Annotated in this window: 19 protein-coding genes; all 19 read left to right on the top strand. The window is 43.3% G+C overall.

The window, feature by feature from the left end; translation table 11 throughout:
• The first annotated feature begins 10 nt into the window (after window positions 1-10).
• The 19 genes from BW716_RS03580 to rplF all read left to right on the top strand — a co-directional run bounded on the left by BW716_RS03580 (window position 11) and on the right by rplF (window position 11,748).
• Window positions 11-652: a polysaccharide deacetylase family protein gene (locus BW716_RS03580; protein ID WP_083721039.1), complete on the top strand. Its 642-nt coding sequence runs from the start codon at window positions 11-13 to the stop codon at window positions 650-652.
• Between the two features lie 274 nt (window positions 653-926).
• Window positions 927-1,535 carry an outer membrane beta-barrel protein gene (locus BW716_RS03575; protein WP_083721264.1) on the top strand — a complete coding sequence of 203 codons (609 nt, stop codon included), beginning with the start codon at window positions 927-929 and terminating at the stop codon, window positions 1,533-1,535.
• A gap of 1,346 nt (window positions 1,536-2,881) precedes the next feature.
• Window positions 2,882-3,187 carry a 30S ribosomal protein S10 gene (gene rpsJ / locus BW716_RS03570; protein WP_012789286.1) on the top strand — a complete coding sequence of 102 codons (306 nt, stop codon included), beginning with the start codon at window positions 2,882-2,884 and terminating at the stop codon, window positions 3,185-3,187.
• A gap of 238 nt (window positions 3,188-3,425) precedes the next feature.
• Entirely contained in the window at window positions 3,426-4,043 is a 618-nt protein-coding gene (gene rplC, locus BW716_RS03565; RefSeq protein ID WP_083721037.1) for a 50S ribosomal protein L3, read from the top strand.
• A gap of 1 nt (window position 4,044) precedes the next feature.
• The gene (gene rplD / locus BW716_RS03560; RefSeq protein WP_083721035.1) at window positions 4,045-4,683 is read left to right on the top strand and encodes a 50S ribosomal protein L4; all 639 of its coding nucleotides are present in this window, start codon (window positions 4,045-4,047) and stop codon (window positions 4,681-4,683) included.
• A 57-nt stretch (window positions 4,684-4,740) separates the two neighbouring features.
• On the top strand, window positions 4,741-5,040 hold the full coding sequence (gene rplW, locus BW716_RS03555) for a 50S ribosomal protein L23 (RefSeq protein ID WP_083721033.1): 300 nt from the start codon (window positions 4,741-4,743) through the stop codon (window positions 5,038-5,040).
• 87 nt (window positions 5,041-5,127) lie between these two features.
• The gene (rplB, locus tag BW716_RS03550) at window positions 5,128-5,958 is read left to right on the top strand and encodes a 50S ribosomal protein L2 (protein ID WP_083721031.1); all 831 of its coding nucleotides are present in this window, start codon (window positions 5,128-5,130) and stop codon (window positions 5,956-5,958) included.
• Between the two features lie 79 nt (window positions 5,959-6,037).
• Window positions 6,038-6,304, top strand: a complete 267-nt coding sequence (rpsS, locus tag BW716_RS03545) for a 30S ribosomal protein S19 (protein WP_072360589.1) — start codon at window positions 6,038-6,040, stop codon at window positions 6,302-6,304.
• Window positions 6,305-6,396: 92 nt separating this feature from the next.
• Complete coding sequence (gene rplV / locus BW716_RS03540) at window positions 6,397-6,753, top strand: 50S ribosomal protein L22 (RefSeq protein WP_083721029.1); 357 nt, start codon at window positions 6,397-6,399, stop codon at window positions 6,751-6,753.
• Window positions 6,754-6,795: 42 nt separating this feature from the next.
• A complete protein-coding gene (gene rpsC, locus BW716_RS03535; protein WP_083721027.1) occupies window positions 6,796-7,599 on the top strand; it encodes a 30S ribosomal protein S3 in 804 nt (267 codons plus the stop codon).
• A 40-nt stretch (window positions 7,600-7,639) separates the two neighbouring features.
• Window positions 7,640-8,062, top strand: a complete 423-nt coding sequence (rplP, locus tag BW716_RS03530; protein WP_083721025.1) for a 50S ribosomal protein L16 — start codon at window positions 7,640-7,642, stop codon at window positions 8,060-8,062.
• A 54-nt stretch (window positions 8,063-8,116) separates the two neighbouring features.
• On the top strand, window positions 8,117-8,317 hold the full coding sequence (rpmC, locus tag BW716_RS03525) for a 50S ribosomal protein L29 (RefSeq protein ID WP_072360597.1): 201 nt from the start codon (window positions 8,117-8,119) through the stop codon (window positions 8,315-8,317).
• 64 nt (window positions 8,318-8,381) lie between these two features.
• Entirely contained in the window at window positions 8,382-8,639 is a 258-nt protein-coding gene (rpsQ, locus tag BW716_RS03520; RefSeq protein WP_083721022.1) for a 30S ribosomal protein S17, read from the top strand.
• Window positions 8,640-8,715: 76 nt separating this feature from the next.
• Window positions 8,716-9,084: a 50S ribosomal protein L14 gene (gene rplN / locus BW716_RS03515; protein ID WP_072360601.1), complete on the top strand. Its 369-nt coding sequence runs from the start codon at window positions 8,716-8,718 to the stop codon at window positions 9,082-9,084.
• Window positions 9,085-9,242: 158 nt separating this feature from the next.
• Complete coding sequence (gene rplX, locus BW716_RS03510; RefSeq protein WP_083721263.1) at window positions 9,243-9,581, top strand: 50S ribosomal protein L24; 339 nt, start codon at window positions 9,243-9,245, stop codon at window positions 9,579-9,581.
• Window positions 9,581-10,156 (top strand): 50S ribosomal protein L5, encoded by a 576-nt coding sequence (gene rplE, locus BW716_RS03505; protein WP_083721020.1) that lies wholly within the window; start codon window positions 9,581-9,583, stop codon window positions 10,154-10,156. The genes rplX and rplE overlap by 1 nt, the downstream gene beginning before the upstream one ends.
• Window positions 10,157-10,232: 76 nt before the next feature.
• A complete protein-coding gene (gene rpsN / locus BW716_RS03500) occupies window positions 10,233-10,502 on the top strand; it encodes a 30S ribosomal protein S14 (protein WP_083721018.1) in 270 nt (89 codons plus the stop codon).
• A 144-nt stretch (window positions 10,503-10,646) separates the two neighbouring features.
• Window positions 10,647-11,045, top strand: a complete 399-nt coding sequence (gene rpsH, locus BW716_RS03495; RefSeq protein ID WP_083721016.1) for a 30S ribosomal protein S8 — start codon at window positions 10,647-10,649, stop codon at window positions 11,043-11,045.
• A gap of 148 nt (window positions 11,046-11,193) precedes the next feature.
• Window positions 11,194-11,748 carry a 50S ribosomal protein L6 gene (gene rplF / locus BW716_RS03490; RefSeq protein ID WP_083721014.1) on the top strand — a complete coding sequence of 185 codons (555 nt, stop codon included), beginning with the start codon at window positions 11,194-11,196 and terminating at the stop codon, window positions 11,746-11,748.
• Window positions 11,749-11,820: the final 72 nt, after the last annotated feature.

Genomic DNA, 11,820 nt, shown 5'->3' with positions numbered 1-11,820 from the left:
TTAACCAAAAATGAACACCCCCCGAATTTTGATCAGTATTGATCTGGAAGAGCTGAAACTGTCAGCCAATAATAATAATGGCCAGGAGATGAGCCTGGAAGAAAGGCAGCAGATTTCACTGGATGGTTTGGGAAAAACAATCACCTTACTGGACAAGTACCAGGTAAGAGCTACTTTTTTTATTACCGCCTCCTGGGCGCAGGCCTATCCGGAAGTGGTGCGTCAGTTAGCCCTCAAACACGAAGTTGCTTCACATGGTGCTTTGGATAAAGAAGTACTGGAGCAGATCATTGGTGACCGCTTATACGGTTGTCGCATGGGGGCATCGATAAAGCCCGATTATAGTTCGCTGAGGGCTGCCGGGTACTTATACCACTCCGGTGGTCAGCAGGTGCGTCCTATGACCATAGAAGGGGATTGCTATGAGATTTATGCGGAGTCTGTGCGTCCGTTGTGGATTACGAAACTCTTTTTAGGCCGTCAACCTGTTATTTCATTGCATTTCCGTAGTTGGGAATTGAGTGTACACCCCATTTCGCGTGCTACCGGCCCCAGATTGGCGGATCGATTGGACAGCGTGCTGGGTTATCTGCAACGCAAAGGTCAGTTTATACCCCATATTGAGTGGCTGCAGGAACAGCTTACCGACTAATAATAGCCATCGATTGCAATACCAGCTTCATTTGATCTCATTTTCTTTATACTTATTTGATTCATTTCCAGTATATTCGCAACTATATTGTTGATGTCTGGCACTGAATTTGAAATACCCCATTTGTCCCCATCCCTGCTTATTTATCCTCTTATCTTATTGGCTCAGGTACCATTAGCAAAGCAAGACACATTTACAGATTGCATGTATTTCCTAGTTCGATAGGGCATTGTCCCGATGGCAAGTATTAATCAATAAAATCAAAAAACTGAAAATGAAAAAATTCCAAGCATTAACCCTGGCCCTGATGACGGTATTGTTTTTTAGCACCACGGCATTTGCGCAGACCCAGAAGGGAAACATTTTGATTGGATCTGACATTACAGACATTGGATTGAATTTTCAAAAATCCAGTACCCAGTTTAGTTTTAATCTGAACCCTAAAGCAGCCTGGTTTATCAGTGATGGGCTGGCAGTGGGTGGATATGTGAATTTCGGGCTGTCGACCAGTAATGGAGCAGGTTCTGATGTAAGTTATGGTATTGGTGCCCTGGCGCGTTATTATCCGACAGACAAGAATGTGCAGAAGCTGGAGTTTTCCAAGCGTGCAAGGTTTTTTGTAGAGGGTAATGCCGGTTTTGGTGGTACGAATCCTGCGAGTGGCGCATCTACGAATGGGGTAGAATTGGGTGTAGGCCCTGGTATTTCTTACTTCATTACACCTAATGTGGCGTTGGAAACGCTGTTGAAGTACAATATTATTGTTGGTGGTGGTAACTCAACTACGGCACAGCAGTTGAACCTGGGTGTAGGTTTCCAGATTTTCCTGCCTGGAGCGAAGGCGAAGGAGATCTACAACGAGGAGAAGCGTAATATGAAATAGGCATTAGAAAAATAATGAGGGGCCGCTTACGGATCATTTTGGTCTGTGGGCGGCTTTTTTCTGTTTTGAACACTTTGAATGAACTGGTTGATAATGAACATAATGAATGGTTGTAATAAGGAAAGTGACTATTATCTTTATATAAGTAAGACGCCGCCAGGGGCGTTGCTGGGATTGCCGAAAACCAGTTAAACAATAGAGTAGGCCTTTACCCTCTGAAAAACTAAGAAAATGACCGCAACTATTCTAGCAGCATTGACTAAGTTCTTGTATACTCTGTTCGGTAGCCTGTAGATTCCCGAAACATTGGCAAGCTTTTAAAGGTCCTGGTAGTAACCGGGACCTTTTTATGTGGGGATATGTGTGAGATTAATACTGAACAGGAATAACTGAACGGAATATTCTGAACTAGTTGAAAATGAATGAAATGAACGATGGTAGTATTCCTACTACTTACTAATTTTAGAATATGGGATTGCCGAAAACCATTATTAGAGTAGGCGTAACCAGTGAAAAACCATAACCATGGATCTGCTGAACCAATTATTAGCAACACTTTTAACGCTGTTGCAATCTCTGCTGGGTGGTTTGTAATTTATTACGCCCCTGATTCCACGGAAAATGCCACGCAACAAAAAAGACATTTTCCAACTTATTGCCTTCCTGGTGCGAGCCGGGGAGGCTTTTTTTATAATGAACGAGCTATCTCATGGTGAACAGCCTGGATTTGCTGGGGGGAGTGGCGTATTCAGGAGTATTAGTTAAAAGAAAATGAACGGGCCATTTTTCTTCACTGAACGAAATGAACAAGCAGCTGAAAATGAATGAAATGAACTATTACAAATTGATTCTCTGCGGCTAATTTTAATCCAATGTTCCTTGTGTGAGGGGCATTTGGGATTGCCGAAAACCAAGTAACAGAGTAGGCATAACCTTATGAAAAGCCTTCAAAAACATCTATGGATTTATTGAACCAGGTATTGGCTTTAGTTCTTGGTCTGATTCAGCGTTTGTTGGGTAAGTTACCTCTCTGAAGCTGACAGGTCTAGAAATATTGCTTATTGCATTCCCAGACAGGACTTGCTGCCGGTTTCCCGGCGGCTTGTTTTTTTTATGGGGGGTATTGGAAGCAGCGAAGCCAACAGTGTGCCAATTTCCTTTAATAAGTTATTTTCCTGCCTTAATTATACTTTTACACAAATTAACATTTGCCTCAAACCCGCCATCATTCTACATTTAACTAAAAAGGTATTTATTTTTCCCCGGTATTGTTGGGGAATACAAAAATACTGATTACCTTTGCCCTCCCAAATTGTAAAGGGGAAAAAAGTAGAAGTTCATTGCATATGTCTCAGAGAATTAGAATCAAGCTGAAGTCCTACGATCATAATCTGGTAGATAAGTCTGCTGAGAAGATCGTTAAAACAGTGCGTAACACTGGTGCCGTGGTAACAGGTCCAATACCTTTGCCAACTGAAAAGAAAATTTTTACGGTGCTGCGTTCACCGCACGTTAACAAGAAAGCTCGTGAGCAGTTCCAGTTGTGCACACACAAGCGCTTACTGGATATCTACACCTCTTCTTCCAGGACTGTAGACGCCTTGAGTAAGTTAGATCTGCCTTCCGGTGTGGAAGTAGAAATCAAAGCGTAGGACATCAGCAGGTGGGCAAAAGGCCTGCCTGGTTTGATTTAATCTTATGACTGCTGTTTTGCTGACAGTGAGGTATACAATCTCACAGGGGAAAGTAATCTCCGTTTGTCAGAGTATAAACGCCACAAATTAAAATATAGGTCACGCCTTCTGGGTGGCCGCCCAATAAAGCATTTAAACCGCCTATCCTGGGGATAGCTAGATCCACCCCCAGGCGCTGGGTATAATATATAATAACATGAAAGGTATTATTGGCAAAAAGATCGGCATGACCAGCATCTTCGAACCGAATGGTAAGCAGACTGCTGTGACCATCATCGAAGCCGGTCCATGCGTAGTAACTCAGGTTAAATCTCAAGAGACTGACGGTTACAACGCTATTCAGGTAGCATTTGGCGAGAAAAAAGAAAAGAACGCTACCAAAGCACAAATCAATCACTTCGCGAAAGCAAGTACCTCCCCCAAACGATTTGTAAAAGAGTTCCGCAACCCGGATATACAAAAAGCTCTTGGTGAAACCATTACCACCGAAATATTTGCAGAAGGAGAAACAATTGACGTAGTCGGTACCTCAAAAGGTAAAGGCTTCCAGGGTGTTGTTAAACGCCATGGATTTAGCGGTGTGGGCGAAGCTACACACGGTCAGCACGACAGAAGCAGAGCTCCTGGTTCCGTGGGTGGATCCTCTTATCCTTCCCGCGTATTCAAGGGTATGCGTATGGCTGGTCAAACCGGTAATGAGCAGGTGAAAGTTAAAGGTCTTAAGATCGTTAAGATTTTCGCTGAGAAAAATTATATCCTGGTAAGTGGTTCCGTTCCCGGCCACATTGGTTCAATCGTTTTAATCCAGAAGTAATATGCAACTTGATATTTTAAATATAGAAGGTAAGAAAACAGGAAGAACTATTGAGCTCCCTGAAGAAATTTTCGGAGTGGAGCCTAACAACCACGTGATCTACCTGGCTGTTAAACAATACCTCGCTGCTCAGCGTCAGGGTACCCACAAGGTAAAGACCCGTGCTGAGGTGAAAGGTGCTTCCCGTAAACTGCACAAGCAAAAAGGTACTGGTGGTTCCCGTAAAGGTAACATCCGTAACCCACTGTATAAAGGTGGTGGTACCATCTTCGGTCCAAAACCGCACAAATATGACATTAAGCTGAACAGAAAAGTAAAAGATCTCGCTAAGATTTCTGCACTGTCTGTAAAAGCTAAAGAAAACAGTATCATCGTTCTGGAAGATCTGAACCTGGCTACTCCTAAAACTTCACAGTTTGCGGGTATCCTGGCGAAACTGAACCTGAATGTAAATGGCCGTAAGACTTTGGTTGTACTGCCTGAATACAATGATAATGTGTACCTGTCTCTGCGCAACATCCCTACAGTAGATAGCGTAATGCTGAGCGATATCAATACTTATGATATCATGAATAGCAATACCCTGATCATCACTGAGAGTGCTGCTAAAATCTTCACAGAAGAGCCGGTAGAAGCTTAATTGTCAAATTTAAATCACACAGCTGGCGGGAAAGCCTGCCACTCAAAGCGATAAAAGATGAAACTTTCAGACGTTTTAATCAGACCGGTAGTAAGTGAAAAAGTGAACAAAGCCACTGATAAATTCAACCGTTACTACTTCATCGTAGACAAGAAATCCAACAAACTGGAAATCAAGAAAGCAGTTGAAGAGTTCTATGGCGTTGCAGTATCAGAAGTGAACACTGCCGTTATGCCTGGTAAAGCTAAACAGCGTTTTACCAAAGCTGGTTTCATTGCTGGTAAGAAACCTTCTTACAAGAAAGCAATTGTAACCCTGGCTGCAGGAGAATCTATAGATCTGTATGCTAACATATAGTGCTCATAGCTGCGGCAACGCGGCATGATGGATGTATATGCAGATCACATTTATAAATAAAGCAACTAGTTAAACAATTACTAGATCATGGCACTGAAGAAATTTAAACCGATGACAGCCGGTACCCGTTGGAAAATTGGCAACGCGTTCGCTGAGCTGACCACGGATACTCCTGAAAAGAGCCTGCTGGAGGCTAAGTCCAAAACCGGCGGTAGAAACGTACAGGGTAGAAGATCTATGCGCTACATCGGTGGTGGACACAAGCAACATTACCGTATCATAGACTTCAAACGTGACAAACATAGTATTCCTGCTACTGTAAAGAGCATTGAGTACGATCCAAACCGTAGCGCATTCATCGCACTGCTGAACTATGCAGATGGTGAAAAACGTTACATCCTGGCTCCTCAGGGTTTACAGGTTGGTGCTACAGTAGTGAGCGGTCCTGATGCTGCTCCTGAAGTAGGTAACTCCCTGCCGCTGAGAAACATGCCACTGGGTACTGTTGTACACAATATCGAACTGCAGCCTGGTAGAGGTGGTGCAATCGCTAGAAGTGCCGGTACTTATGCACAGCTGAGCAACAAGGAAGAAAAATATGCCGTAATGAAAATGCCTTCTGGTGAGCTGCGTAAAGTGTTGATCACTTGTGCTGCTACTGTAGGTACAGTTTCTAACTCTGACCACGCACTGCAATCAATTGGTAAAGCGGGTGCTAACCGTTGGAGAGGTATCAAGCCACGTAACCGTGGTGTAGCCATGAACCCTGTAGATCACCCGATGGGTGGTGGTGAAGGTAGATCTTCCGGAGGTCACCCTAGATCCAGAACAGGTAAATATGCGAAAGGTCTGAAGACTCGTAAGCATAAGAGCTCTGATAAACTGATCATCAGCAGGAAAAACGGCAAAAAATTATAATTCATAAAGCTTTTACCAGTTCCGCTTCGGGCGGATAGCCAGAAGCGGAACGGTTAAAGTAGAATAAAAATAAAAAGACATGGGTCGTTCCATTAGAAAAGGTCCTTACGTTGACCAGAAATTAGGAAAGAAAGTAGATAAAATGAATGAAGGCACCAAGCGTACTGTAATCAAGACGTGGAGCCGTCGTTCTACCATCACACCTGATTTTGTGGGCCATACATTTGCGGTACACAATGGTAACAAGTTCATTCCGGTATACGTTACCGAGTTTATGGTAGGTCATAAACTGGGAGAATTTGCACCAACCCGCAACTTTAAAGGACACGCTAACAAGAAAATGTAGTCATTCGTTTGAAGTTTTAAGCTCGAGGTTTGCAGCGTGAAATACCTCGAACCCGGGACTTCGGACCTCAAACATTCAAATTTATAATTACAATGGAAGCAGTAGCTAAGCTTAATAATAATCCAACATCTACCCGCAAAATGCGTCTGCTGGCAGACCTGATCCGTGGTATGGAAGTTGAGAAAGCGCTGAATGTATTAAAGTTCCATCCTAAGCACCCTAGTGTACCTCTGGAAAAACTGCTGTTGTCAGCTGTTGCGAACTGGAAAGTGAAGAACGAAGGTGTACGCGTTGAAGATGCGAATCTGATTGTTAAAACCATCTTCGTTGATGGTGGTCGTATCCTGAAAAGAATGCGTCCGGCTCCACAGGGTAGAGGTTACCGTGTTCGCAAAAGAAGCAATCACGTAACCCTTGCAGTTGACAGCAAAGTGGCTGAGGCTAAATAAAAGAAACTAAACTATTTATCTAATAGACAAATAAACCAGAACATGGGTCAGAAAACAAATCCTATTGGTAACAGGTTAGGTATCATCAGAGGTTGGGACTCTAATTGGTATGGTGGCAAAAAAGATTATGCTACCAAACTGATCGAAGATAACAAGATCAGAACTTACCTGAATGCCCGTATCAACAAAGGTGGCATTTCCAGGGTAGTGATCGAGAGAACTTTAGGTAAATTGATCATCACCATCCATACATCCAAGCCTGGTATCATCATAGGTAAAGGTGGTGGAGAGGTAGACCGCATCAAGGAAGAAATAAAGAAACTGACTTCTAAAGAAGATGTACAGATCAACATTCTGGAGATCCGTCGTCCTGAAATAGATGCCAATATCGTAGCTGAAACTATCGCAAAACAGATTGAAAGCCGTATCAACTACAAACGTGCTATCAAGATGGCGATTGCTACTGCAATGAGAATGGGTGCTGAAGGTATCAAGGTTAAAGTAGGTGGTCGTCTGGGTGGTGCTGAAATCGCACGTTCAGAAGAGATGAAGCAAGGTCGTGTACCTTTGCACACCTTCCGTATGGATATCGACTATTCTTCTCTGTTTGCACAAACAGTATATGGTAAGATCGGTATCAAAGTATGGATCTGTAAAGGTGAAGTACTGGGTGAGCGCGATCTGAATCCAAATGCTATTTCCGGTAAGGATGGCGAAGGCCGCACAGGTGGTGAAGGTCATGGTCATCGTGGTGGAGAAAGAAGAGGCGGTGGCGACAGAAGAGGTGGTGATAACCGCGGCGGCGACAGAAGAGGTGGCGATAACCGTGGTGGTGGCCGTAGATAATCTTTATAACAATTAACATTAACATTTAACATATACTAAGATGTTACAGCCCAAGAGAACGAAACACAGGAAGATGCATAAAGGCCGCATCAAGGGGAACGCAAAACGTGGTGCGGATATCTCCTTTGGTAGTTTCGGCTTGAAAGCATTAGAACCTAAGTGGATCACAGACAGGCAGATCGAAGCTGCTCGTGTGGCTCTGACAAGAGCAATGAAACGTGAGGGTAACGTGTGGATCCGTATATTCCCTGACAAATCCATTACTGCCAAGCCTTTGGAAGTCAGAATGGGTAAAGGTAAAGGTGCTCCTGACCATTGGGCTGCTGTAGTTAAGCCAGGTCGTATGTTGTTCGAAGCGGACGGCGTACCTCTGGAAGTAGCTAAAGCTGCAATGGAGCTGGCTGCACAGAAACTGCCTATTAAAGTGAAATTTGTAGTACGTCGCGATTACGCTGAAGCATAATTGCTACAGCAACCGGGATAAACTATAAACGATAAACCAGAAATAATAAATACAATGGCAAACGAAAAGCTGGATCTGAAAGGTTTAAGCGAACAGGAGCTGAAAGAGAAAATCTCCGAAGAGCAATTACGCCTGAAGAAAATTACATTCAGTCACGCAATTACGCCAATTGAGAATCCAATGAGCATCCGCTCTCTCAGGCGTCAGATCGCACAGCTGAAAACTGAGCTGCGCAAAAGAGAACTGGGCTTCTAAGCCTTAAAAATAAATTCATTCATCGGTCCGTAAGGAGCGGTCTGGATAATAAATACTTTCAACAATGAGCGAAAGAAAATTAAGAAAAACCAGAATTGGTGTCGTTTCCAGCAACAAAGCGGAAAAAACAATCAGCGTTAGCGTTGAGCGTAAAGTGAAGCACCCGATCTATGGTAAATTCGTGAAAAAAACCACCAAGTTCATGGCTCATGACGAGCTGAACCAGTGCAGCATCGGCGATACCGTTAGAATAATGGAAACTCGTCCGTTGAGCAAGAATAAGTGCTGGAGATTGATAGAGGTGATCGAAAAGGTAAAATAATTTATTATTGTTTCAAGCTGCATGCAGCGTTCCTGGATGCAGCCGCTGATTAAACAAATACAAATCTTATAAAAGGATGATACAACAAGAATCAAGGCTGAATGTAGCTGATAACAGTGGTGCCAAGGAAGTACTGTGTATTAGAGTGTTAGGCAACTCCGGCCAGGACTACGCAAAAGTAGGTGACAAGATCGTTGTTACTGTAAAAGACGCGATCGCAGGTGGTGGTGTGAAAAAAGGTACAGTGCACAAAGCTGTTATCGTAAGAACTAAAAACAAGCTGCGCCGTAAAGACGGATCTTATATCCGTTTCGACGATAATGCCGTTGTATTACTGAACAACTCTGACGAGCCACGCGGTACCCGTATCTTCGGCCCAGTTGCCCGTGAGCTGCGCGATAAGGGATACATGAAGATTATCTCTCTGGCTCCCGAAGTATTGTAAAGATATCGATGCGTTCGCTGAAAGCATAAAGCAAAAAGTAAAAAAAGCTTATTGCTTTGTGCTTTCAGCATAAATGCATATCTTTGCTGCCCGTTTCTAAAACGAATATTAATCAAGCGGAACCGATGTTTCGCTTGGCGTTTATAAATAAACAAATAATGAAAACGAGATTCAAGCCTAAGTTCAACATTAAGAAAGGCGACACCGTTGTAGTGATTGCCGGCGATGATAAGGACAGGACCAAGCCCCGTCAGGTGCTGGAAGTGATCCCTGACAAGGCGCGCGTACTGGTAGAAGGTGTGAACATCATCACCAAACATACCAAACCAACTGCTCAGAATACCAAAGGTGGTATTGTTAAGCAGGAAGCTCCTATCGCCATTTCTAACGTAATGTTGTGGGATGCTAAGGCTGGTAAACCTACCAAGGTAAACCGTCAGCGTGAAAATGGTAAATTAGTTCGTATAGCTAAAAAATCAGGGGAGGCAATCAAATAATGGCAAACACTACATATACACCCAGACTGCAGACTAAATACCGTACTGAAGTAGTTAATACTCTGCACAAAAAATTCAACTACAAAAGCGTAATGCAGGTACCTCGCCTGGTGAAGATCTGTCTGAACCAGGGTATCAATGGTGCTGTAGGTGATAAGAAACTGGTAGATATTGCTGTGGATGAAATGACCCGTATCTCCGGTCAGAAAGCTATCGCTACTTTATCCAAAAAGGATATTTCCAATTTCAAACTCAGGAAGAACATGCCAATCGGTGCTCGTGTAACACTGCGTGGTTATAACATGTACGAATTCCTGGATCGTCTGATCGCTGTATCACTGCCTCGTGTACGTGACTTTAAGGGTATCAATGAAAAAGCTTTCGATGGCCGCGGTAACTATACCCTGGGTATCAATGAGCAGATCATCTTCCCTGAGATCGACATCGATAAAGTAACAAAGATCTCCGGTATGGATATCACTTTCGTTACTACGGCTAACACCAACGAAGAAGCTTATGAGCTCCTGAAAGAACTGGGTATGCCGTTCAAGAACATCAAGAAAGATCAACAATAATATTTGATCTCAAATTCCAAATCCCTTCCGGGTTTTGGAATTTGACATTTATAAACTGGAATTATAAACTCTAATTATGGCAAAAGAATCCATAAAGGCTAGACAAAGGAAAAGAGAAGCCATGGTTGCTAAGTTCGCTGAAAAACGTGCTGCCCTCAAAGCTGAAGGTAACTACGAAGCACTGGATCAGCTGCCTAGAAACGCTTCTCCTGTTCGCCTGCACAACAGATGTCAGCTTTCCGGTCGTCCAAAAGGTTACATGCGTCATTTCGGTCTTTGCCGTAATATGTTCCGTGACCTGGCGCTCGCTGGTAAGATCCCTGGCGTAAGAAAAGCTAGCTGGTAATCACCACTCATGGGATGGACAATTATCCCCCGACGAATAGTAATTGTCCTTTTTCCCCCTTTTATATTCGTTAAAGATCTTGATTTTCCTATCTACACGATTTGGATATCGCATTGTAAAAAGTTTTTAAAATTATTAGAAACAATGGTTACTGATCCAATAGCAGACTTCCTGACCAGAATCCGGAATGCTCAAATGGCCAACCACAGGATTGTGGAAATTCCTGCCTCCAAACTGAAAAAACGTATCACTGAGATACTGTACGACAAAGGTTATATCCTGAAGTACAAATTTGAAGAAGACAACAAACAGGGTCTGATCAAAATAGCTCTGAAGTATGATCCTCAGACTAAAGTACCTGCTATCACTGATCTGCAGCGTATCAGCCGTCCTGGTCTTCGTCAATACTCCAAACCTGCTGATTTCAAACGTATCAAGAATGGTCTGGGTGTCGCTATCGTGTCTACATCTAAAGGTGTAATGACTGATAAAGAAGCGAAAGTACAGAACGTGGGTGGCGAAGTTGTTTGCTACGTTTATTAATATATTAAGGTCCGCACAGGACCTTCTGGCGTTTGTCAATGGCTTGTGCAGATCTCACCAATAAATGGTCCGTTTCAGAATTAAGCCTTTCTATACGGTGGCTGAACACTGAGGGATCGAAAACACATAACAGTAAAAAACTGCAATTATGTCTCGTATAGGTAAAGCTCCTATCAAATTAGCAGCCGGTGTTACAGTAACTGTATCCGCTACTAATGAACTGACAGTAAAAGGCCCTAAAGGTGAACTGAAAAAGAACATCGACAGGGATATCAAAATAGAAGTGGCTGATGGTGTACTGACAGTAGTTCGTCCTACTGAACAGATCCGTCACCGTGCACTGCATGGTCTGTACCGCGCACTGATCAACAACATGGTGGTTGGTGTTACAGAAGGCTTCATTAAAAAACTTGAGCTGGTGGGTGTGGGTTACAAGGCTGCCAACGCTGGTCAGCTGCTGGACCTGTCTCTGGGTTACTCTCACAATATCGTGATTGAAATCCCTAAAGAACTGAAAGTAACTACATTGACTGAAAAGGGTGCTAACCCTAAAATCACACTGGAAGGTATTGACAACCAGCTGTTAGGTCAGGTAGCTGCTAAAATCCGTAGCCTGCGTAAACCAGAGCCTTATAAAGGTAAAGGTGTTCGCTACAGCGATGAAGTGGTTCGTAAGAAAGCAGGTAAGTCTGCAGGTAAATAATTTTAATTGGCTAACCGGTATGCTTTACTGGTTAGCTAATTCAACAATATTCCGGCAGCATCGGAATATATA

The organism is [Flexibacter] sp. ATCC 35208 (assembly GCF_001975825.1).
Classification (GTDB): domain Bacteria; phylum Bacteroidota; class Bacteroidia; order Chitinophagales; family Chitinophagaceae; genus Chitinophaga.
This window is presented reverse-complemented; position numbering and strand designations above follow the sequence as displayed.

Coding starts and splice junctions, on each gene's coding strand:
- rplF (WP_083721014.1), top strand. CDS start 11,194: ATGTCTCGTATAGGTAAAGCTCCTATCAAATTAGCAGCCGGTGTTACA.
- rplB (WP_083721031.1), top strand. CDS start 5,128: ATGGCACTGAAGAAATTTAAACCGATGACAGCCGGTACCCGTTGGAAA.
- rplD (WP_083721035.1), top strand. CDS start 4,045: ATGCAACTTGATATTTTAAATATAGAAGGTAAGAAAACAGGAAGAACT.
- BW716_RS03575 (WP_083721264.1), top strand. CDS start 927: ATGAAAAAATTCCAAGCATTAACCCTGGCCCTGATGACGGTATTGTTT.
- rpsC (WP_083721027.1), top strand. CDS start 6,796: ATGGGTCAGAAAACAAATCCTATTGGTAACAGGTTAGGTATCATCAGA.
- rpsQ (WP_083721022.1), top strand. CDS start 8,382: ATGAGCGAAAGAAAATTAAGAAAAACCAGAATTGGTGTCGTTTCCAGC.
- rplC (WP_083721037.1), top strand. CDS start 3,426: ATGAAAGGTATTATTGGCAAAAAGATCGGCATGACCAGCATCTTCGAA.
- rplE (WP_083721020.1), top strand. CDS start 9,581: ATGGCAAACACTACATATACACCCAGACTGCAGACTAAATACCGTACT.
- rplV (WP_083721029.1), top strand. CDS start 6,397: ATGGAAGCAGTAGCTAAGCTTAATAATAATCCAACATCTACCCGCAAA.
- rplP (WP_083721025.1), top strand. CDS start 7,640: ATGTTACAGCCCAAGAGAACGAAACACAGGAAGATGCATAAAGGCCGC.
- rplX (WP_083721263.1), top strand. CDS start 9,243: ATGAAAACGAGATTCAAGCCTAAGTTCAACATTAAGAAAGGCGACACC.
- rplN (WP_072360601.1), top strand. CDS start 8,716: ATGATACAACAAGAATCAAGGCTGAATGTAGCTGATAACAGTGGTGCC.
- rpsH (WP_083721016.1), top strand. CDS start 10,647: ATGGTTACTGATCCAATAGCAGACTTCCTGACCAGAATCCGGAATGCT.
- rpsJ (WP_012789286.1), top strand. CDS start 2,882: ATGTCTCAGAGAATTAGAATCAAGCTGAAGTCCTACGATCATAATCTG.
- rplW (WP_083721033.1), top strand. CDS start 4,741: ATGAAACTTTCAGACGTTTTAATCAGACCGGTAGTAAGTGAAAAAGTG.
- rpsN (WP_083721018.1), top strand. CDS start 10,233: ATGGCAAAAGAATCCATAAAGGCTAGACAAAGGAAAAGAGAAGCCATG.
- rpmC (WP_072360597.1), top strand. CDS start 8,117: ATGGCAAACGAAAAGCTGGATCTGAAAGGTTTAAGCGAACAGGAGCTG.
- rpsS (WP_072360589.1), top strand. CDS start 6,038: ATGGGTCGTTCCATTAGAAAAGGTCCTTACGTTGACCAGAAATTAGGA.
- BW716_RS03580 (WP_083721039.1), top strand. CDS start 11: ATGAACACCCCCCGAATTTTGATCAGTATTGATCTGGAAGAGCTGAAA.